The sequence below is a fragment of the Paenibacillus brasilensis genome (assembly GCF_009363115.1).
In the GTDB taxonomy this organism is placed as follows: domain Bacteria; phylum Bacillota; class Bacilli; order Paenibacillales; family Paenibacillaceae; genus Paenibacillus; species Paenibacillus brasilensis.
Genome location: NZ_CP045298.1, coordinates 314,140 through 335,730 on the forward strand (window position 1 = coordinate 314,140; position 21,591 = coordinate 335,730).

A 21,591-nucleotide genomic window follows, 5' to 3' on the forward strand; every position below is an offset into this window, starting at 1 on the left:
AGCAACTGACGGCTAACAAGTTACTGGTCTGTATTGAATTAATTCGTAAACGTATGCCGACCCAGCGAGATGACAGCCGGACGGCTTTTACTCCATTTGGCTGTGGCAATGGCCGGATTGTAATAATATAAGGACCCATTCGTCGGATCAACACCATTCAGTGCTTGTCGTGCCGCACGGTATGCGGTCTTGTTTGGCTTGAGGAGATATTGACCATCCTGTACAGCGGTAAACTGACCAGGCTGCAAGATAACGTCCGGAATCGAGCTTGGAAATTCACTAGACTGTACACGGTTTAATACGACAGCGCCAACAGCCACCTGTCCTTCAAACGATTCTCCACGTGCCTCCGAGTAAATGATCCGGGCCAACTGTTCCAAAGCGGTTAAGCGCACCTTTCCAAAGGAATCCAGCTTGGCTTGTGTTGCCGCTCCAGCTATACCGTCAGGCGTCAGACCATTGTCTCGTTGAAAACGGGTTACTGCTTTGCTGGTCAGAGAACCATAGTACCCGGTAAAACCGGCTTTGAAATAACCGAGCGAATGCAGCTGCTGTTGAAGCTCCAGCACTCGATCGCTCTGAATCCCTTTCTTCAAAGCTGACGATTGCGCTTGTGCTTGCTCCGGTACGACTGATAAGACAGTACCTAGCATACATGCGCAGGACAGGATTAAAATAGATAGTTTTTTCATATTCCAGACAACCTCCTCTTTCATGTTCTGTCCGGTACAACCATTCCGGTCTGTACAACTCAGGGGCGTTTATCCGATGATGTTTCTTCTGCCATAGCTTATTGCCTAGCTGCGGAAAGACGCGTTGCTACACGTGGAATCGGACAAGGCTTCTTTCACACGTCCGTTGCAGTATACCACAAGCCGCATTTACGTATCATCCGGCTCTGGTCCTAAGACTACATCAGCCAATAAAGGCCCGTTCTAAAGGGCTGACACGTAATAGAAGCAAAGAATCCTGTTCAAATTACACTTGAATACGTGACTTTTTTCGCTATTTTTCGCCTTCCGCTCGCCCGAAACGCAAATCTGTCCATGCACACATTCATAGGCAAATACATAGGGTAGCGTACGATTATCAAAATTGGAATAACAGAAAGGCAGGAAACGGCACGTGAATGCAAATGTAGATTACACCTCTCCCTCCGTACAATTTACCTATGATTTAAGCGACAATGATTTGTTTCAAAAGGATGCTCAGAACTCGATTAGCGAGCTTTCAATCAAGCAGCTGAATACGTTGGTAAATGTATCGCTGCTAGACATCCGCCTCAGTACGGCTAACGTGGTAGAACCCCATTACCATCAAAATGCTACAGAATTAATATACTGCATCTCTGGAGCAGTAACGGTATCGCTGATTAATCCGTTTACCAGCGAGTTACGACATTTCCCGATAACACCTGGTCAGGTGGCTAACGTCCCTCAGGGATGGTGGCATTATCTCGTTGCTACGATGGACAACACTCATTTACTATCGATTTTTAATGTCCCCATCCCTGAATTCATTCTAGGCTCTGACGTCTTGCGCTTAACGCCAAGTAATATTCTGGCTCATGCGTACTGCCTGAATGAGAATAAAATTCAAGAGGCGCTCAGCCCTATTAAAAAACCCGTCCTCATCGGCCCTCCCAAGGATTGCAAGCATCAGACGCTTCGAAAACCGGGCGTACATGTGAGACTTGCCGATACTGTGGCACATCATCAACCCACCCCCGAAAGAAGCTACGCATATACAAGCGGGTACCCCGGTGTTTCCTTTAATCCCTATCAAAATTAGACTTGGCTCTGTCCAAAGCCTAAGCTCCAGGGAAGCCCCTTTTCCTGTATGTTCGCCGTTACCATTCGATCCTTCCGCTCATACAATGCGAATGTACAAGAGGGGGTGATGGAATGGACGCTTATTACAACTGCATGAGATGTATGAACAAAAAGGTGCGTATTCTAACAATGGACGGAAAACAGTATGTAGGAACTATTATGGATGTCGATCGTAATAACGTGTACTTAAAACCCGAGTCAAAAGGTTGTGTACGAACATCCGGCTATTATCCTTACTGGGGAGTTAATGAGCAAATCTTAACATTGAGCCTGTTCACCTTGCTTGCAATTGCATTAATTTAATCCTTAATCCGTGTCATGTCCTGCCTGCACATTCCTATACACCTCATATGACAGCTGCCCAGCCCGGCATAGATTGTGTCAGGGTTTGTACGCTGCTATGAGGTGTTTTATCATATATGCCAATCGACTCATCTTCTAAAATGATTAAACCCCTCACCGGTATATACCGATGAGGGGTTTAACCTAATCAATTCAATTTAAACCCATAAAGACTTGGTGATGATGACCAGCAGAATGAACAGTACAAGAATTGCCCCTGTTGATGTCCAAACTCCTGGATATGCAGCACCGCCGCCACAACCTCTTTCACAATCACTCATGGTTCATTTCCTCCTTTATTTCAAGGTACACCATAGATTATGTATTGAGTTTTCCTATGGACCGGGCCTTTTGGCAATGTTATTGAATCTTTCCGTTGATGGGCATTAGCCTACACCTTTCCTGGGCAGGAGCATAAGATATCACATCTAATCTTGAAGGAGTGAAGCAATTGAATCCGAATCAAGTGCTCAGTTACAGTACCAATCAACCTTTCCCTCACCATCCACCCCATCCCCCCATTGTGGTATCCCCTGTAGATCCATATGTAGTAGAAACATTAAAATCGGTCATCGGCAAGTATGTCGTGCTTGAAACAACACGCGGCAGAATTGACGGATGCGTAGTGGATTGTAAGCCTGACCATGTCATTTTAGATGTATACGGAAAGAAATTTTTTGTTCGTATCTGCGAAATCGTATGGATTATGCCCGGCTAAACGATCAGCAACAAAAAAATCCTCGCAGATCCTATCTGGATTCGCGAGGATTTATCGTGTTATGTTGTACTAATTAGCTTCCCGCCAGTGAAGAACGCAGTTCATCGATCGTTCCGTTATATTCATCCAAATCCACTGCCCCATTGATCCCCGGAACACTGCCTGTGCTGCTGTATTGCCAAGCCCACCAGCTATTCCAGGCCGGAACTGCAGTCGGCTTTTGCGTAGTGCTGTATCTGGCTACCCACAGTTTATACATAGAAAACGTAGGGTCAAACTTGGAAGCAAAAACATTGCCTGTATATACGATCGGCTGACGCCCGGTGAGCTTTTCCATTTCATCCAAAAATGCATGAGCCACTTCACTAATTTGTGCTGGAGTAAGACCTTTGGGGTTATTTTCATAATCCAGCACAGGTGGCAGATCCAGTCTTCCTCCTGCTGAATCTATAGCCCTGGCAAAATTAGCAGCTTCCAGACGAGCCCCATCTGCAGTAGTCGCATTCAAAAAGTGGTAAGCACCAACTAATATATTGGCATCTCTGGCTCCCTGAACATTCACCAAAAATTGATTATCTTGATATTTTGTCCCTTCTGTAGCTTTAATGAAGGCGAAGGTCTTACCTGCCGCCGCTACTTGCTGCCAATCGATTTTGCCGTTATAGTGGGACACGTCAATTCCCTGAGCATGACCGTCGGAAGCAAGAGTAGGTTTAGCGGGCTCAGTAGGCGAAATAGCTGTAGCAGGCCCCGTAGGGGCTGTCTCATCTGATGTCTGATCTATTGCTACGATAACCTTATCGTCGTCTTCGTTTAGTACATGATAAGGTGCACTGTTATTTAGATCTACCACAATACGTACTGAAGCGGGATTCGTACTAAATTTAGAGTATCTGACTTGTGAAACATCAGGATCATCTGTAACTGGAAAAGCCCCTTGTCCACCTTTATCAAAAGATTGCGATGACAGGAAATCCTCAGAAAATTTTGAATCAGGTATGTCTACAACAATACGGTCTGTATGAGTCAACGTAGTTACTTTAGGGCTTACTTTTCCATTCACTGCAATGGTTAATTGATGATTAGTGAAGCTAATTTGGCTGATAGGTGCAAGTGCGTTCTCTCCTACATCAGTGACAGTCTGAGTGGGAGAATTTCCGCGGGAAGACTCGCTATTCACGCTTGAAGTAGCTGGAGTAGTCAGAACCACTGTTTTAAGCTCACTATTCCAGGTCACATCAATTCCCGTCTGCTCAGATACAAAACGAATCGGAACATAGGTTGTCCCTCCTGTAAGTAACGGAGCTACTGCTAATCCCATTTGTTGTCCATTAACAGAAGCCATGGGATTGTCGACCTGAAGACTGAGAATCTGATTCTTATTTTGATTCTGAATCGTTATCGTTCTTGTCTTGGGCTCCCAGTTGACCTTATAACCCAGTTCCTCCACAATGAGACGAAGTGGGACCAACACATTCCCCTTTACCTCCTGGATCTCAACTCCCTTTGCAGCACTTATATCTTTACCGTCCAACTGGATATGTGAGCTTGAAGACGCAGCATGACTCTCCACTGGAAATACGAGTAGAAATAAAAACAGAAAAGCAAACCAACGAATGTTCTTCATATGTACCCTACCATTCTCTAAATTTTCACTTGTTGTCTTACAATCTATAATCCTGCAATCTATGATCTTGGAATCTACGATCTCAAAACCTTTCATTTTGATAGACGCGAACAATATGTAGAAGTTACGATTAGTTTAGCACATATTTCAAACTTACTCATTCATTGCACAAAAAAACTCTGCCAGCCATACAGCAAGCAGAGCTCTTTCGGGTTTTTACTGACTTTTTCAGCACATTCAAATGGTGTTTATTCCTCTTAATTTACACTGTTAAAAAGGTTAAACCTACAAGCATCACCGAAGTAATAGACAGCACCAGTAAGGGAAGCAGTGCTTTCTCCCGCAAAGCCTTAAAGCTTACATTCAGCCCCATGCCTACCATAGCCATCGTTAGCATAAATGTAGTAGCTTGGGAAATTTCGTTCATCAGTCTGGAAGGAACCACAATATATTTTCCCAAAACATAGCTGCCCAAAATACTTGTAGCGATAAAGCCAATGAGGAACCAAGGGAACTCCACTTTTGCATCTGGGCGAAGCTTCCCACTGCGTTTCATCCAGTACATTAAAATAAAGCTGAGCGGTATTAGTAAAAAGACACGCCCCAATTTAGCCAATAGACCCATCGCAAGAGCATCCTGTCCGGCAGGCGCCGCAGCTAAGGCCACATGTGCAATTTCATGCAGACTGCTTCCCGACCAAATTCCGTATTGCATATCCGTCAAAGGAATCCAGGGACGAAGTACTGTGAACAAAATGGCAAATACCGTTCCAACCAAGGCGATTAATCCAACTCCAATGGCCGTATCCTCATCCTTGGCTTTCAGCAGGGGAGACACGGCCGCAATGGCTGCTGCGCCGCAAACCCCTGTCCCAATCCCGAGAAGAAGCGATAGCGAAGCATCTGCCTTGAAACGTTTGGCCAGACCAATTGTAAACAAGATAGAGAATACAACAATACCTGCATCACGCAAAAGCAAACCCAGTCCTTGATGAATGACTATATCCATATTGAGCTTTAGCCCATAAAGCACAATAGCCCCTCGCAGCAATTTTTTAGAAGAAAACTCAACCCCTGGGCGTACAACTTCTGGATACCCCCATAACTGCCGGTACAGGACAGCGAGAAACATGGCGCATGCCAATGGGCCTACATAATGAAAGCCTGGAAATTCGTTCAGAGCGTATCCTGCCAATGCGAATATCATCGTTAGCACAATGCCCAGTACACATGGGGCCCATCGCCCCCTATTTGATGATAATTTGATGTATTTTGTATGACTGCTCATGGTGATTCCCTCCCATCTGTATGTATCCAGCTTAATCCGTTTTTTGCCATAAGTAAAATAAATCATTATAATAGTTATGATAAGTAAAGTGATATGATCGGTTTGGAGGAATGGGCTTTGGATCAATCTTTAATCGTATTTGTAACGGTCGCAGACAAACAAAACTTCACGCGAGCTGCTAAAGCACTGCACATGACTCAGCCTGCTGTAAGCCAGTATATTCAAACGCTGGAGCGTACCGTAGGAGCCCGGCTTTTGGAGCGAAGCAACAAATATGTGCGCTTAACCAAAGCCGGTGAAATCGTGTACCATCATGCCCAGGAGATTATCCGCTTGAACGCCCGAATGCAGTATTTGGTGGACGGGCTGATGAATACGGCACAAGGGAACCTGTCTATTGGTGCAAGCTACACGTATGGCGAATACGTCCTGCCGCATGTGATTGGTAAAATGAGAGTACAATATCCACTCATTCAGCCTTCCATTACGATTGGCAACACCCAAGAAATCGAAGAATTGGTTATCCGTAATCAGCTGGATGTAGGGATTATTGAAGGAGAGTCTCAGCATGATCATTTATACATTGAATCATTTGCTGATGATGAAATGTTTATCGTCGCCCCACCAAATCACCGTTTGGCTGACAAACCTCAAGTGGATTTAAGTGAGCTACAGGAGGACATCTGGATTCTGCGCGAAGAAGGCTCGGGAACCCGGGAAGCAGTTGAAAAGATGTTTGGACGATTTCAGTTCTCCCCTTCTCATATGATGGATTTTGGCAGCACGCAGATCATCAAGGAGTCTGTAGAAGCAGGCTTGGGGATTTCATTGCTGTCCCGATGGGTCATTCAGAAGGAACTCACTTTGGGTACATTAAAAATATTAGATATCCGTAATCTTCCGGTTATTCGGAAATTTTCTTTTCTGACCCCTGCTGCGGTATTTGAGACCAAAGCGAGCAGCGTATTTTTGGAGATTTTGCGAGGGAATAGCGTGAAAAGGTAAAACACAGAAGCAGAAAAAAGCACCGACCAGGTGCTTTAACAAACTAAGACTTTAACAAACTAAACACTTTAACAAGTTGGGCATCCGGATCATGCCGACTATTACATCATTATATTCATATGATTATTTTATGAGGAGAGATGATCTTTTCCATGATACAGAAAATGGGAGAAATCAGCGTAGCTGCCTTGGAATTGTTGCATATCATGGGCGGCAATACCTACAAAGTTCCCGGTAAATCCACCGGATAAAAAGCTGATATCCTGCATTTCAAAAAGTCGCTTTCAGGCAGGTTCATCTCCGACTCCATAATAAAATTGTGCTTGGATTCCGTGGACTTCTACAGCCAAATGTACAGGAAGATCATCCTGAAGCTTGATAACTTGCGGAACTAACGTGAATGAATTTGCTTCACATCGCATCATACGCAGCACCTTTCCTAGCCCTTCTTCATAGCTAACATACGCATACAAATAATCCTCTTCATTGAGATACAGCAGAAGCCCCGCCATTTGCAAATAGCTTACAGGCTGATACTCCAGGGCTGTTTCTGCCCGGAAACGATGATCCGTTTGCCGAATGGCAAGCACGTGATGCTGAAACAGACTTTGTATCGATTCTCCAGCCCGAATTCGAAGATAGCCAGGGCGCTGGCTTAGCGAACACCAACGATCATCTGCCAGTATACGCAATGTATTCCACGTTTTATCTAAAGCAGGTCCTTCGAAAAAATCTTCAAATATATAGCTCTGCTCTTGCTTGACTGAGCATGTCCCTTTAGGAGCAGGCACCTCCAGTTGAGGTGTATGGCCCCCAGCGGTTAAGCGCAGCCAGCCTTCATCATTCCAGTACACCTGCTGCAAGGCTGTTTCCCGCCCTAAATGCTTCCGCAGCAGCAAGTAGTACATATAGCCATATTCAAAGCGTAGGTCCTTCTCCCGTAATTACGCCTATTGTAGAAGTTAACGGAGTATACTACAGAACTGCTACGCTGCCACGAAATTATTCCTATGCACTGTCAAATTACCCTGGGGATACTTATAAAGTGGCGAGCGGAAATGTCACAGTCTCCGCCTCCGGTGTCGTAACAACCACCACTGCAACGAACGCAAGAGTCGAAATTTATGGCGGTAACGGTAAATTGAGAATGGTTTACACTGTTAAGGTATCCTAAGATTAAATAAGAGCATTTAAAAGAAGCACTGTTCGTTTAATACGGCAGTGCTTTTTTGCACTAAAAAAAGGTGTAGACGCAACTCCCAAACTCTTTTATGATGAAAATGGAGCGTAAAAACACGGCTCGGTTGGTAGTCCGGGCGTATTGGGTTATATTACCGATACAAGTAACCTTCCCCCTCGGGATGTCCATCGACTCCGTAACACTTTAAGAGGGGGTTTCATCATTATGAAGCTAACGGTATATTTCGAAAAACCTTATTGGGTCGGAGTAATCGAAACACAGGAAAAAGGCAAGATTCGGGCAGCAAGATATGTATTTGGATCGGAGCCGTCGGATGCCGAAGTACTGACATTCGTACAAAGCGACGAAATGTCCAATCTGACTGAACGCATGACAGTAGTAATCGAAGGAAAAACACCTCTTAATCACAGGGTTAACCCCAAACGTTTACAACGGTTGGCAGCTAAGGAAATACGTTCTCGCGGCACTAATACTTATGCGGAACAGGCAATCAAATTGCAGCTTGAACAGCATAAGGCTGAGAAGAGAACAATGAACCGTGAACGTCGTGAGGAAATTAAAGAGTACAAACGAGATATTGCTCGGCTTAAGGCAAAAGCTAAACATAGGGGCCGGTAATAGAACTTTATTTTTCTTGTAATTGCTACGTTCCTCTATAGATTGAGAAATTATCGTTCTTCAAACAAAGAGCTGTCCCGTAGCATTTAATGATCTGGGACAGCTCTTAATCTTTATATTAATTACCAAACGGAGCCTCGACACCATACCTGCTGGCAAGTGGGAATTTCCCGGTGGAAAGCTCAAACTTAATGAAACTTCAACGTTTTATCACACTTTCCTTTACCTCTATATACAACAAAAAAAACCCTTGCTTAGCAAGGGTTTTTGAGGAAATGGGCCCTGAGGGACTCGAACCCCCGACCAATCGGTTATGAGCCGACCGCTCTAACCAACTGAGCTAAGGGCCCTCAAAAAAATATGTATATTCACGCTACATATTCATAACAGCAACGTTAATTAATATACAACATTTTCTTGTGTTTCGTCAATAGTTTTTCAAATATTTTTTTATTTTAATATCACGGATTAATATCACGGAATAAATCGGACACCATAACGTCCCTTGCGCGAGCGGTACACCTCCACTGCGCGGGGATCATTGTAGCCGTACATCCAGCCGTCATGCTCCAGCCTCTTTGCCAGACACCCGGCCTGAAATTTAGTTGTGTACAGTCTGCCATAGTAAACCCAATACATCCAAACTCCCTCTTTTCGCATGATGGTAGGAGTTAGTGTAACCGGATCGAATTCGATTTACACAGCTTTTAATCATAACAATCTACGCTGGATGACAACGAGTCAAAGCCGCACCAACCATTAGTTCGTTTCCTCTAGATGCCCTGCCTTATTTGCCAAAGGAAGCCGGGTCCTGACGCCAGGAACGCAGCAACTCCATCTCTTCCTCCTGAATGATTCCATCACGCAAGGCAACCTCCATCAGGGCCGTGTAATTAGACAAGGTTTGCAGCTTCACACCTGCCTCTTCAAAAGCTTGAGTCGCTTTGTCGAGCTGGTAGCTGAAAATAGCCAGTACTGCTAACGGCTCAGCACCTGCTTGTGCTACGGCCTGTGCTGCTTTAATGGAGCTCCCACCAGTAGAGATGAGGTCCTCGATAACCATAACCTTTTGTCCGGCACTGATTCGGCCTTCGATTTGGTTCTCTTTCCCGTGTCCTTTGGCTTTGTCCCTTACATAGGCCATCGGCAAATTCAGCTTTTGCGCCACCCAGGCCGCATGAGGAATCCCTGCTGTAGCTGTACCCGCAATGACTTCGGTTTCGGGATATTGCTCGCGTATAAGAGCAGCAAATGAGTCCGCGATCAGCTCACGCACCTCCGGGTAGGACATGGTAAGGCGATTGTCACAGTAGATTGGGGATTTAATACCTGATGTCCATGTAAAAGGCTGTTGTGGACGCAGTGCCACCGCCTGAATGCGTAACAAATGGGATGCAATTTGTTCTGGTATATTGTTTAATGTAGTCATACTTGGTTCATCTCCTCAATAATGTGTTGCGCTGCGGCGCGTGGGTCGGGTGCTGCCGTGATCGGCCGTCCAACGACAATGTAGCTGCTGCCTTGGGCAATGGCTTGTCCAGGTGTAAGGACACGTGACTGATCACCTGTGGCGCTGCCTGCCGGGCGGATGCCAGGGGTTATAGTTTTAAAGTCAGACCCGCATACGGCCCGAATCGCAGGCACTTCCAATGGGGACGCTACCACACCGTCCAGTCCCGCCTCAAGGGTCAATTGTGCATAGCGAACGACCACATCCTGTACCGTGCCAGGAATGCCCAGCTCCGTATTCATGGTCGCCTGGTCCGTGCTGGTCAGCTGTGTAACTGCAATAATGAGCGGCATGGCGAGCGAGCTGTTCGCAGAAATCGCTGCCTCGGCTCCGGCCCTGGCGGCTGACATCATACTGCGGCCTCCAGCCGCGTGTACGTTGAACATATCCACCCCTAAGCGGGTAATACTCTCTGCCCCTCCCCGTACCGTGTTAGGGATATCATGCATTTTTAAATCCAGAAAAACGGAGTATCCTCTGGATTTTAGCTGTTCTACAAAAGCGGGTCCTGCGCTATAAAACAGCTGCATACCTACTTTTATATAACAGGGAATACCCTCCAGCTGCCGAATCAGCTGCTCTGCTTGCTGCGCATCCGGGTAATCTAACGCGATCATCAGCCGTCCTGCCATTTGCTGAAATGCTTCGTTCACCGTTCTACATCCCCTTTTCGCGTCGATTCGGGTGTATTTGCCCGTGATAAAGGACATCCGTCAGCAAAAGCCGATGAATGTCCTTTCTTGATTTACTTATTTTTCATGATCTCATTGTATCGCCTTAATTGCTCAATACCGGCATGGATTCGGACGTAAAATTAATCGTCTCCAGCATTCTTAGCAAGGCGCGCACCGTATCCAGCGAGGTCATGCAGACAATACCGTTTTCAACCGCTTCACGGCGGATGCGGAATCCGTCACGCTCTGGTGTTTTCCCTTTGGTCAGCGTATTGAAGACAAAGTTGGCTTCACCCGTGCGAATCATATCCAGGATGTTCGGATTGCCCTCACTCAGCTTGTTAATCGTGTTCACCGGAATGTTGGCCTGCTCCAGCGCAGCCGCCGTTCCACCTGTTGCAATAATTTTGTAGCCCAGTCTGTAAAAGCCCTGCATCAACTCGACAGCTTCTTCTTTATCTTTATCCGCTACGGTGATGATGATCGCACCGGTGGATGGGATTTTCATACCAGCACCCACAAGTCCTTTATACAGCGCTTTGGCATACTGAATATCACGGCCCATAACTTCACCTGTCGACTTCATTTCAGGCCCCAGCGTTGGCTCTACACGGCGCAGCTTGGCAAAGGAGAATACCGGAACCTTAACCGAGACATAGTTACTTTCAGGCCATAGACCTTCTGTGTAGCCTGCTTCCTTAAGCTTACCACCCAAAATAGCCTGTGTTGCCAGATTCGCCATCGGGATGTTCGTAACTTTGCTCAGGAAAGGAACCGTCCGCGAGGAGCGAGGGTTAACCTCGATGACATACACCTCGTCTTGATGAATAACGAACTGGATGTTTACCAGACCGATCGTTTTCAATTCCTTGGCAATGCTGATCGTAATATCCACGATTTTTTGCTTCAGCTCGGCAGACAAGTGCTGTGGCGGATATACCGCGATCGAGTCACCTGAGTGAACCCCGGCCCGTTCCACATGCTCCATAATGCCTGGTACGAGTACCGTTTCGCCATCACAGATGGCATCAACCTCAACCTCTTTGCCCAGCATGTAGCGGTCGATGAGCACAGGGTGTTCCGGATTGATTTTAACGGCTTCTTCCATGTACCGCAGCAATTCCGCATCCGAGTAGACAATTTCCATGGCGCGTCCGCCCAGGACGTAGGATGGACGTACCAGCACCGGATAACCCAGCGCCTGAGCGGTTCCTACCGCTTCATCTACAGAGGTGACCGTGTTGCCTTTTGGCTGTGCGATAGCCAGACGAGACAACAGTTGCTCGAACTTTTTCCGATCTTCCGCTTCGTCGATACTTTCCAGACTTGTGCCCAAAATGTTCACGCCTGCTGCACTCAGCGGAGCTGCGAGATTAATGGCCGTTTGGCCGCCAAATTGGACGATAACGCCGATCGGTTTTTCCTGCTCGATGACATTCATTACATCCTCGAAGAAAAGCGGCTCAAAGTAGAGGCGGTCGGATGTGTTAAAGTCGGTAGAAACGGTCTCCGGGTTATTATTAATGATGACTGCTTCGTAACCTGCCTTTTGAATAGCCCATACCGCATGTACGGTGGAGTAATCAAATTCAATTCCTTGCCCGATCCGAATTGGCCCGGAGCCAAGAACGATAACTTTCTCTTTGTTGGAAGGAATTACTTCATTTTCCACCTCATAAGAGGAGTAGTAGTAAGGCGTTGTGGCTTCAAACTCGGCTGCACACGTATCTACCATTTTGTAGACAGGACGCAGGTTTTGACCCAGACGGAGCTCACGCACCTCACGCTCGGTTGTCAAATTGTTAGCAGTTTGACTCAGACTGCGAATCTCAGCGATAGAACGGTCGGTAAAGCCTTTGCGTTTGGCCTGATAAAGCGTTTCGTAAGTCAGCTCAGACTCTCCTGCAATGACAGCTTCAAACTTAACGATTCCTTCTACCTTATCAAGGAACCACCAGTCAATTTTCGTTAAATCCTGAATTTCCTGCTGCTGCCAGCCGCGGCGGAATGCCTCGGCTACCAAGAACAAACGCTCATCATCTGCTTTAATCAGACGTTCTTTAAGCACCTCATCAGACAGCTGATCGGCTCCCTTAAGATGTAAACGATGCACACCGATTTCCAGAGATCGTATCGCTTTATGGATAGATTCCTCGAACGTACGGCCAATGGCCATCACTTCACCTGTTGCTTTCATTTGCGTGCCCAGTTTGCGGTTGGCAGAAATGAATTTGTCGAACGGCCAGCGCGGTATTTTGCTCACGATGTAATCCAGTGTTGGCTCAAAGCAAGCATACGTTTGTCCCGTTACCGGATTCACGATTTCATCCAGTGTGTAGCCTAGCGCAATTTTGGCAGCCATTTTGGCAATCGGATATCCGGTTGCTTTGGAAGCCAGCGCTGAAGAGCGACTCACGCGCGGGTTCACTTCAATGACGTAGTATTGATAGCTGTGCGGATCAAGCGCAAACTGTACATTACAGCCGCCTTCAATATTGAGGGCGCGGATAATTTTCAGGGAAGCAGAGCGCAGCATCTGATACTCGCGATCTGACAGCGTCTGACTCGGCGCTACGACGATACTGTCGCCAGTATGCACGCCGACCGGGTCAAAGTTTTCCATATTGCAGACAACGATGCAGTTATCATTGCCGTCACGCATAACCTCATACTCGACTTCCTTCATGCCTGCAATGCTTTTTTCCACCAGACATTGTCCAATGGGACTGTACCGCAAACCTGAGCTAACCGTTTCACGCAGTTCTTCTTCAGTCGAACAGATACCGCCACCCGTACCTCCCAGCGTATAGGCAGGACGAACGATAATCGGATAACCGATCTCATTAGCAAAATCGAGGGATTCTTCTAATGTGGTAACAATTACACTTTCAGGTACAGGCTGTTCCAGCTCACGCATCAGCTCACGGAACAGATCACGGTCTTCGGCTTTTTCTATCGAATTCAGTTGTGTTCCCAGCAATTTGACGTTTTCACGCTCCAACACTCCGGCGCGAGCCAGCTCTACCGCCATATTCAAACCTGTCTGTCCTCCCAGTGTAGGAAGCAGGCCGTCCGGACGTTCTTGACGGATAATCTGTGTTACAAAATCAAGTGTAATCGGCTCAATATATACTTTGTCAGCCATATTGGTGTCTGTCATGATGGTTGCCGGATTACTGTTGATCAGTACCACTTCGACGCCTTCTTCTTTGAGCGCTTGACAAGCTTGTGTACCAGCGTAATCAAATTCCGCTGCCTGGCCAATAACGATGGGACCGGAACCGATCACGAGTATTTTTTTTAGTTCTGTATTTTTCGGCATATTAGCGCTCTCCTCTCACTGCGGCGGCGATAACAGCCTGACGCGGTTGCTTTGGTTGATTTCTCTTGTGCTCACGGATCATGTCCAGGAAGCGGTCAAACAGGTAGCCATTATCATAAGGTCCTGGCGCAGCCTCTGGATGGTATTGCACAGAAAACGCAGGATACTTGGTATGTTTAAGACCTTCAATCGTCTTATCGTTGTTATTAATGTGTGTCACTTCAAGGTCGGTTCCCTTAATCGAATCCTCATTCACTGTGTAGCCGTGATTTTGTGAGGTAATAAAGCAGCGTCCGCTCTCCAGTTCTTTTACCGGATGGTTACCACCGCGATGTCCGAATTTCAGCTTCTCCGTATCCGCTCCCGAAGCAAGCGCAAACAGCTGATGTCCCAAGCAAATTCCGAAGATCGGGTATTCTCCTAACAATTCAGCTACCGTACGAACAGCATGTGGTACGTCTTTCGGATCTCCAGGGCCGTTAGAAAGCTGGATACCGTCCGGGTTAAGGCGGCGGATTTCCTCAGCCGTCGTATCATGCGGAACGACAACCACATCGCAGTCCCGTTTATTCAGTTCGCGCAAGATGCCGCTTTTGGCACCATAATCAATCAATACGATCCGCTCGCCGTTGCCAGGACTGCTGTACGGATGAGGTGTGGAAGTCAAAGGCACCTGATTACGTAGTTCTTCAATGGTCAGGTCAGCCATCATTTCTTTCAGTTCTTCCAGCGGCTGAGAGCCAGTTGTTAAAATGCCCTTCATCGTGCCATGATGGCGAATAATCCGGGTAAGCATGCGGGTGTCGATGTCGCTAATGCCAATGATGCCATATTCCTTCAGCAAATCGCCTACGCTGTATTGAGCGCGCCAGTTGCTTGGCACCGGCTCGTAATGTCGAACAGCAAAGCCGTGAACATAAGGCCGTACCGATTCAAAATCATCACGAGTAATTCCGTAATTGCCAATCAGCGGGTAAGTCATTGTTACGATTTGTCCGCAATAAGAGGGATCCGTCAGCACCTCCTGATAGCCTGTAATCCCTGTGTTGAAAACGACCTCGCCTGTTTTTTCACCTTCCGCACCAAATGATGTGCCTGTAAACAGCGTGCCGTCCTGAAGCAACAATCTTGCCTGCATCCCGTCTCACTCCTCTGTATTGTTTCCTGCTATAAGGTCTATTTTTTGAATAAATTATATTTCAGTTTGCTTGGTCAGCAGACCACACCAACTTGCCGTCTACCCAGGTTTTTACGGGCCAGCCTTTGAGCTTCCAGCCTGTAAAAGGAGTGTTGCGGCCTTTGCTGGCAAACGTTTGCGGATCAACTGCCTGCTCCTGCTCCAAATCAATCATGGTCAGGTCGGCGGGTGCTCCTTCTTCCAAACGTCCTGTATTAAGGCGGAAGACACGCGCCGGGTCAGCCGTCATACGGCGTACCAGAAAGTCCAGTGTCCATTGACCGGTTGCTACAAATTTCGTGTACAGCAGCGGAAAGGCGGTCTCAAATCCGACAATACCGAAAGGCGCCAGTTCCATACCTTTTGCCTTCTCTTCCTCGCTGTGTGCCGCATGGTCGGTTACGATAATGTCAATCGTGCCGTCCTCCAGTCCTTCGATACATGCCTGCACATCACGCGGAGAGCGTAATGGAGGATTCATTTTCCAATTCGCATCCAGCCCGGGAATGTCCTCATCCGACAATACCAAGTGGTGCGGGCATACCTCCGCAGTTACCTTGATGCCAAAAGATTTCGCATGGCGAATCAACCGTACCGACTGCTCTGTGCTGACATGACATACATGATAATGTGCCCCGGTTGCCTCGGATAACAGAATGTCCCGTCCGACATGAATCGCCTCGGATTCGTTCGGTATACCCTTAAGCCCGTGACGCTTGGCAAATTCACCGTCTGTCACCGCTGCTCCTTCCACAAGCGTGTTATCCTCACAGTGAGCAATAACCGGCATATCCAACGCTTTGGCCCGAGCCATGGCGTCCTTCATCATTTGTGCACTCTGCACCCCTACACCGTCGTCGGTAAAACCAATTGCGCCTGCCGCCTTGAGTGCTTCAAAATCCGTCAGCTCGCGTCCCAGCTCGTTTTTGGTAATGGCTGCGTAAGGAAGGACCTTGGCAAGCCCGGCTTCTTCACCCTTTTTCAGTACCAGCTGAACCGTGTCCACATTGTCCGTGACCGGGCGTGTGTTCGGCATACAGGCAATCGTCGTAAAGCCACCTTTGACCGCTGCATGACTACCGGTTGCAATTGTTTCTTTATATTCAAAGCCAGGTTCTCTCAGATGCACATGCATGTCGATTAAACCAGGGATAACCAGCTTGCCCTGAGCGTCGACTTTTTCGACTTCCAGCTCTTGCTCAGATTTCCCTTCTTCTATAAGCAGGCTGGCTCCAGCTTCGGCATTTGTGATCGCTAAAATTTTTCCATCGGCGATCAGAATAGATTTTAATTCAGGCTCGCCTTGCTCATTCAATACACTTGCATTCATAATTAATTGTTTCATGTGAAATGTTCCTCCGCTCAGGTTTTCTGCGACTTTTCCTACGATTCTGCTGCAGCTTCTACAGCTTCATTGCCCGTTCCATAACCGCCATGCGGATCGGAACCCCGTTTGCCATCTGTGGGAAAATCCGTGATTGTTCACTTTCCACAACTGAACTGTCGATCTCCACATTCCGATTGACTGGAGCCGGATGCATAATGATCGTTCCGGGCTTAAGACTCGCTGCTCTTTCCTCTGTCAAACCATACTGCTCTCGGTACTCATCCGCCGAGCGCAGCATACCTTCGGCATGCCGTTCGAGCTGTACCCGAAGCATCATGACCACATCAGCCTGCAATGCTTTTTGCATGGGTACATAAGGAGCGTGCGCCGCAAGATCAGATGCCTGCATATTATTTGGCGCACAGAAGCTGACCTTTGCTCCAAATTTTTGCAGGGCCCACAGATTCGAACGAGCCACACGGCTGTGCAGAATGTCTCCAATGATTGATACGTTTAAGCCTTTAAGCTCACCGAAAGCTTTGCGCATGGTGTACAGGTCTAGCAGTGCCTGCGTTGGGTGCTCATTGTTGCCATCTCCTGCATTAACCAGTGGGACGTTAACCTTCTCAGCGAGCTCTTGCAGCACCCCGGCTGGTTTTAGCCGGATAACTCCAGCATCAATGCCCATGGATTCGAGCGTGCGTACTGTATCGTAAATGGACTCCCCTTTTTCCACACTGGAAGCCGCAGCAGAAAAGTTCAGCACCTGAGCGCCCAGCCGCTTTTCCGCCATTTCAAAAGAAAAGCGTGTGCGTGTACTGTTTTCAAAAAACATGTTGGCTGCGAAGCGTGACTGTAATACCGGAATCAGCTTTTGCGGCTGTGATTCCCAATAATGAGCGCGATCCAGAATGGACTCGATTTCATTGCGGCTCATTTCTTTTAATCCGAGCAGGCTGCGTTCTCTAAGTTGACTGGCTGTTGTGATCATTTCTGTTCCCCCCGGTTCTGATTGATCGTCACTTCGTCCTTGCCGTCCGTCTCCTGAAGCGAAACTACGATTTCCTCGGATTTGGAAGTTGGGATGTTCTTGCCGATGTAATCCGGACGAATCGGAAGCTCACGGTGTCCGCGATCCGCCAGCACTGCCAGCTGAATCATTTGCGGGCGTCCGCAGTGCATCAATGCATCCATCGCCGCGCGAATAGTGCGGCCTGTGTACAGCACATCGTCAAAGAGAATGACTTTCTTATCATGAACCGAAACGTCAGCAGGATTCATCAAAAGCTCTTTTCCATTTCCTTTGGTTTTACTAACGCTGCTCCGGTCATCCCGGTAAGCTGTGACATCCAGCTCTCCCCATGGAATCGGCGCACCTTCGATTTCGGCAATTTTCTCAGCCAGACGCTGCGCCAAATGAACCCCGCGTGTTCGAATTCCTACGAGCACACAATCATCAATACCTTTGTTTTTCTCCAAAATTTCATGTGCAATCCGTGTTAATGCCCGACGAATCGCAATTTCGTCCATCAGTACATGTATTTCATTACTCATGCTCCCAGCCTCCTCAGGTAATGTTCCCTTCAGACCTGGCCCCGTGTTCGGATACAAAAAAGACTCCTTGCCCAAGTTTGGCAAGGAGTCTCGTATGAACAGTCTTCCACCGTTCTCCGATCTCTCGGACACACTGAAGACATGCCGCCGCAGCGGATGCACTGATCAGTGATCCATTCACGTTACCTTGCCAGCCTCACGGGACTGATTTAAAGGTGCTATTCAGGATTTTCTTTATCCAGCTTCTCATAGTGAGAGATGGTAGCCATCTCTTGGACAAAGTTCATCGCAACTACAAGAAGTATGACAGATCGAAAATCATGTGTCAACACCTGTTCAACCGGAACCACCGGAAGCACTTAAATAATTATACAACTTCATTGTATAATTATCCATAGTTGTTTTTACCCATACCTTACCCAAACAATAAAAAAACCGCCAATTAGGCGGTTTTGCTTAATAATTTATTCAGGTTTTTGAATATGAATATAGAACTTTGGATTGATTTTAGCGACTACGCAAAGACGCCAATACATCTTCCATATCGGGAGGAATAGGTCTGCTGAACTCCAAATACTCGCCAGTGGTTGGATGCTTAAAGCCTAACACCGCTGCATGCAGCGCCTGACCATTCATGCGAACACCTTTGCTGCGTCCATACATAGGGTCACCAACCAAAGGATGCCCAATAAATTTCATGTGTACACGAATTTGATGGGTGCGCCCTGTCTCCAATTGAAGCTCAAGCAGGGTGTAATCCCCCAAACGCTCAATGACGAGAAAATGAGTAACTGCATGCTTGCTGTTGCGTTCCGTCACGGTGAACAATTTACGATCACCTGAATCACGACCTATAGGAGCATCAACCGTTCCCTGATCGTGGCTCAAATGACCGTGAACCAGAGCTATATATTTACGCGTAACGCTATGTTCCTTGAGTTGTGCTGCCAGCGAAGCATGAGCCTGGTCATTTTTGGCCGCCATTATGAGTCCTGATGTATCTTTATCAATACGGTGAACGATACCCGGACGCAATTCTCCGTTAATACCGGAAAGATCATGACAGTGATACATCAGCGCATTGACCAATGTTCCTGAAGTATGTCCCGGTGCGGGATGCACGACCAGACCGCGCTGTTTGTTAATGACAATCACGTCCGAATCCTCGTAGACAATATCCAACGGAATATTTTCGGGTATAATATCGACATTCTCTGGCTCCGGTACAGACAATTCAATACGATCTCCTTCAGCCAGTTTGTAATTGGCTTTGATTGCGGAGCCATTGACCAGCACCCGACCGTTTCCGATCCACAGCTGTATCTGGGAACGGGATACATCCTCCATTTTTTCGGCGATATATTTGTCTATACGAGTTTTGGCATCAACAGATTCCGCTGTCCATTCCAGGGATTCACTCTCCAGCTCTTCCTCATAAGACAGACCTGTGGCTTCACTGTTTTCATTTGTTTCTTTCATGCTACGACTTCCCTTCAATGCTGTCATTGCCATTTTCTTTGTTCCGACGCGACTCCAGTAATGTATCCAAAATAATCAGTGCTACACCGATGACAATCGCCGAATCCGCCACATTAAAGATCGGAAACGTATAACTCCCAAAATTGAATTGAGCAAAATCAACCACTTCTCCTGAAATAGCCCGATCCAAAAAGTTACCGACTGCGCCTCCAAGTACCAAGCTTAGTGCTACGGGAAGCAATTTCTGACCAGCCTTCACTGTTTTTCGCAAATACCATACGATGCCGATTACCACTACAATGGTAATCACGATAAAAAGCCAACGTTGACCTTCCAAAATCCCAAAAGCGGCTCCACGATTACGATGGGACGTGATTAAAAAGAAATTGCCGATTACCGGTATTTGCTCGTACAATTCCATCCGCGTAGCCACCAAATATTTGACTCCCTGGTCAATCAAAAAAATAATTAGCGCAATACCAAAATAAATCACAGTCCTTCGTCACTCCGATCTGCTTATATCCGTTGTCGAACCCATTTATTGTAGCATAAGCCTTCTCAGATCGTCCACGAGTCCATAGCTCGCAAGTACAGGTTTTTGAGTAGAATTTCCTTCTGTAAAAGAGGTCTTCCCGGTGCAAACTACAAGAAGCATCCCCGAGACAATGCATATGCATCTTAATCTAAAGCAAGGAGAGGATTCCATGTCCCCATTGACGGAGCAACAATTGCAGGGATTGCGTAACGAACTGCTGCAACGCAAAAAAGAGATTGAGCATCGTTTGCAGGACAACGATCACTACGGACTCGGTGATTCCCAACGCGAGCAGACCGGCGAGCTATCCCCGATTGATAATCATCCAGGCGATCTGGCAACCGAAACATACGAGCGAGCCAAGGACATTTCCTTACTGGAGCACGACGAATTCCAGTTGGAACGTATCGAATCAGCCATGATGGCGATGGAAAAGGGTACGTACGGCATTTGTGCCGCCTGTGGTAAACCCATTCCTTATGAGCGCCTGCTGGCTGTTCCCTATACCATTTACTGCAAAGAGCATAACCCTGAAACAGAGGTGTCCAACCGCCGTCCAATCGAGGAGGAATTTCTGGCCCCCGCATTCGGCAGAACGAGTCTGGATGAATGTGAAGATCAAAACGGATTTGACGGTGAAGATGCTTGGCAAATCGTTGAAAGTTGGGGTACATCTAATACCCCAGCTATGGCGGAAAGTGGAGAAATCCATCGCTATGATGATATGGAAATTGAAGCAGGCGATGATAATATGGGCTTCGTAGAGCCATATGAAAGCTTTATCGCTACTGACATTTATGGAAAAAATATATCCGTTGTTCGCAGCTCCATTTATCAGCGTTATCTAGAGAACGGCGAGGGTGAAGGTCTGCTGGAGCCAGATATGACGGACGAAGATGAAGCATAAACTTAGATTAAAACATAATATCTGTAATCTAATAGGTGGTAAGCTCCAGCTGTCGCTGTACAATCCGTACGATATCAGCAATATAATCACCGATAATCGGTAAATTCAGCGCACCGAGTACTTGCAGCACATAAATAATGGTGGCTGCAAAAAAAGTAAAGCCTAGAGCAATGCCGACTCCACGGGATATACCTGATATTAAATTCAACCAGAGTAATCTCCAAGGCCTATTTAGCAGCAGAGCGTAATCGGCAATACGTGTCCGTTCCATCTGTTCTGACACAGCATGTATCAACTTTTCTACACGATTTAGCTTCTCTGCCTGATTACCTGCTGCACTTTTATCTGCGGCTTTGGCAGCTTCTCCCTCGTTCATTTTTTGGCGACTGATTCCCTGTCTGCGCCTTGACCGTGCCGTCATCTGCACAATCCCCCTTTTTCCATGGCTGCCCTAAACGCAGCAAACGAGCCGAAG

General features: G+C 47.1%; 21 protein-coding genes, 1 tRNA gene and 1 pseudogene. 6 read left to right on the forward strand and 17 right to left on the reverse strand.

What is annotated here, in order from left to right; genetic code table 11:
• Positions 1–38 precede the first annotated feature (38 nt).
• Positions 39–692, reverse strand: coding sequence for a cell wall hydrolase (locus tag GCU48_RS01365; RefSeq protein ID WP_152378791.1), 654 nt, complete (start codon positions 690–692; stop codon positions 39–41).
• Positions 693–1,125: 433 nt separating this feature from the next.
• Here GCU48_RS01365 and GCU48_RS01370 point away from each other — a divergent pair, with 433 nt between their 5' ends.
• Together GCU48_RS01370 and GCU48_RS01375 are read left to right on the forward strand one after the other, a co-directional pair.
• Complete coding sequence (locus GCU48_RS01370) at positions 1,126–1,791, forward strand: cupin domain-containing protein (protein WP_152378792.1); 666 nt, start codon at positions 1,126–1,128, stop codon at positions 1,789–1,791.
• 113 nt (positions 1,792–1,904) lie between these two features.
• Positions 1,905–2,135 carry a hypothetical protein gene (locus tag GCU48_RS01375; RefSeq protein WP_152378793.1) on the forward strand — a complete coding sequence of 77 codons (231 nt, stop codon included), beginning with the start codon at positions 1,905–1,907 and terminating at the stop codon, positions 2,133–2,135.
• 197 nt (positions 2,136–2,332) lie between these two features.
• On the opposite strand, the gene GCU48_RS28585 is transcribed toward GCU48_RS01375, so the two are convergent.
• Entirely contained in the window at positions 2,333–2,455 is a 123-nt protein-coding gene (locus GCU48_RS28585; protein WP_269320809.1) for a hypothetical protein, read from the reverse strand.
• A gap of 170 nt (positions 2,456–2,625) precedes the next feature.
• Here GCU48_RS28585 and GCU48_RS01380 point away from each other — a divergent pair, with 170 nt between their 5' ends.
• A complete protein-coding gene (locus GCU48_RS01380; protein WP_152378794.1) occupies positions 2,626–2,892 on the forward strand; it encodes a DUF2642 domain-containing protein in 267 nt (88 codons plus the stop codon).
• A 73-nt stretch (positions 2,893–2,965) separates the two neighbouring features.
• On the opposite strand, the gene GCU48_RS01385 is transcribed toward GCU48_RS01380, so the two are convergent.
• Positions 2,966–4,519, reverse strand: coding sequence for a GH25 family lysozyme (locus GCU48_RS01385; RefSeq protein ID WP_152378795.1), 1,554 nt, complete (start codon positions 4,517–4,519; stop codon positions 2,966–2,968).
• A 262-nt stretch (positions 4,520–4,781) separates the two neighbouring features.
• Positions 4,782–5,807, reverse strand: coding sequence for a YeiH family protein (locus tag GCU48_RS01390; protein ID WP_152378796.1), 1,026 nt, complete (start codon positions 5,805–5,807; stop codon positions 4,782–4,784).
• Between the two features lie 117 nt (positions 5,808–5,924).
• Between GCU48_RS01390 and GCU48_RS01395 the strand changes: the two genes are divergently transcribed.
• Complete coding sequence (locus GCU48_RS01395; RefSeq protein ID WP_152378797.1) at positions 5,925–6,812, forward strand: LysR family transcriptional regulator; 888 nt, start codon at positions 5,925–5,927, stop codon at positions 6,810–6,812.
• A gap of 128 nt (positions 6,813–6,940) precedes the next feature.
• Here GCU48_RS01395 and GCU48_RS01400 read toward each other — a convergent pair.
• Positions 6,941–7,693: pseudogene (locus tag GCU48_RS01400) on the reverse strand (beta-xylosidase family glycoside hydrolase); the annotation flags it as partial.
• A 524-nt stretch (positions 7,694–8,217) separates the two neighbouring features.
• Here GCU48_RS01400 and GCU48_RS01410 point away from each other — a divergent pair.
• Positions 8,218–8,631 carry a YjdF family protein gene (locus GCU48_RS01410; protein ID WP_025715611.1) on the forward strand — a complete coding sequence of 138 codons (414 nt, stop codon included), beginning with the start codon at positions 8,218–8,220 and terminating at the stop codon, positions 8,629–8,631.
• 276 nt (positions 8,632–8,907) lie between these two features.
• Here the strand turns inward: GCU48_RS01410 and GCU48_RS01415 are convergent.
• The 11 genes from GCU48_RS01415 to lspA form a co-directional block, all read right to left on the reverse strand.
• Positions 8,908–8,981 (reverse strand) — tRNA-Ile (locus tag GCU48_RS01415).
• A 124-nt stretch (positions 8,982–9,105) separates the two neighbouring features.
• Complete coding sequence (locus GCU48_RS26710) at positions 9,106–9,270, reverse strand: hypothetical protein (protein ID WP_010345444.1); 165 nt, start codon at positions 9,268–9,270, stop codon at positions 9,106–9,108.
• Positions 9,271–9,418: 148 nt separating this feature from the next.
• Positions 9,419–10,060 carry an orotate phosphoribosyltransferase gene (pyrE, locus tag GCU48_RS01420; RefSeq protein WP_025715612.1) on the reverse strand — a complete coding sequence of 214 codons (642 nt, stop codon included), beginning with the start codon at positions 10,058–10,060 and terminating at the stop codon, positions 9,419–9,421.
• Complete coding sequence (gene pyrF / locus GCU48_RS01425) at positions 10,057–10,851, reverse strand: orotidine-5'-phosphate decarboxylase (protein ID WP_152378798.1); 795 nt, start codon at positions 10,849–10,851, stop codon at positions 10,057–10,059. Before pyrF ends, pyrE begins: the two co-directional genes overlap by 4 nt.
• Before the next feature lie 67 nt (positions 10,852–10,918).
• Positions 10,919–14,137, reverse strand: coding sequence for a carbamoyl-phosphate synthase large subunit (carB, locus tag GCU48_RS01430; RefSeq protein WP_152378799.1), 3,219 nt, complete (start codon positions 14,135–14,137; stop codon positions 10,919–10,921).
• Position 14,138: 1 nt separating this feature from the next.
• Positions 14,139–15,275 (reverse strand): glutamine-hydrolyzing carbamoyl-phosphate synthase small subunit, encoded by a 1,137-nt coding sequence (gene carA / locus GCU48_RS01435; protein ID WP_025715615.1) that lies wholly within the window; start codon positions 15,273–15,275, stop codon positions 14,139–14,141.
• Between the two features lie 61 nt (positions 15,276–15,336).
• Positions 15,337–16,659 (reverse strand): dihydroorotase, encoded by a 1,323-nt coding sequence (locus GCU48_RS01440; RefSeq protein WP_152378800.1) that lies wholly within the window; start codon positions 16,657–16,659, stop codon positions 15,337–15,339.
• 58 nt (positions 16,660–16,717) lie between these two features.
• Complete coding sequence (locus tag GCU48_RS01445; protein WP_025715617.1) at positions 16,718–17,632, reverse strand: aspartate carbamoyltransferase catalytic subunit; 915 nt, start codon at positions 17,630–17,632, stop codon at positions 16,718–16,720.
• Complete coding sequence (pyrR, locus tag GCU48_RS01450) at positions 17,629–18,195, reverse strand: bifunctional pyr operon transcriptional regulator/uracil phosphoribosyltransferase PyrR (RefSeq protein WP_152378801.1); 567 nt, start codon at positions 18,193–18,195, stop codon at positions 17,629–17,631. Before pyrR ends, GCU48_RS01445 begins: the two co-directional genes overlap by 4 nt.
• Before the next feature lie 507 nt (positions 18,196–18,702).
• Positions 18,703–19,674, reverse strand: a complete 972-nt coding sequence (locus GCU48_RS01455) for an RluA family pseudouridine synthase (RefSeq protein ID WP_152378802.1) — start codon at positions 19,672–19,674, stop codon at positions 18,703–18,705.
• Position 19,675: 1 nt separating this feature from the next.
• On the reverse strand, positions 19,676–20,167 hold the full coding sequence (gene lspA / locus GCU48_RS01460; RefSeq protein ID WP_007431170.1) for a signal peptidase II: 492 nt from the start codon (positions 20,165–20,167) through the stop codon (positions 19,676–19,678).
• 211 nt (positions 20,168–20,378) lie between these two features.
• On the opposite strand from lspA, the gene GCU48_RS01465 reads away from it, so the two are divergent.
• A complete protein-coding gene (locus GCU48_RS01465; RefSeq protein WP_152378803.1) occupies positions 20,379–21,116 on the forward strand; it encodes a TraR/DksA C4-type zinc finger protein in 738 nt (245 codons plus the stop codon).
• A gap of 28 nt (positions 21,117–21,144) precedes the next feature.
• On the opposite strand, the gene GCU48_RS01470 is transcribed toward GCU48_RS01465, so the two are convergent.
• Entirely contained in the window at positions 21,145–21,537 is a 393-nt protein-coding gene (locus GCU48_RS01470) for a DUF5665 domain-containing protein (RefSeq protein WP_081752057.1), read from the reverse strand.
• Positions 21,538–21,591: the final 54 nt, after the last annotated feature.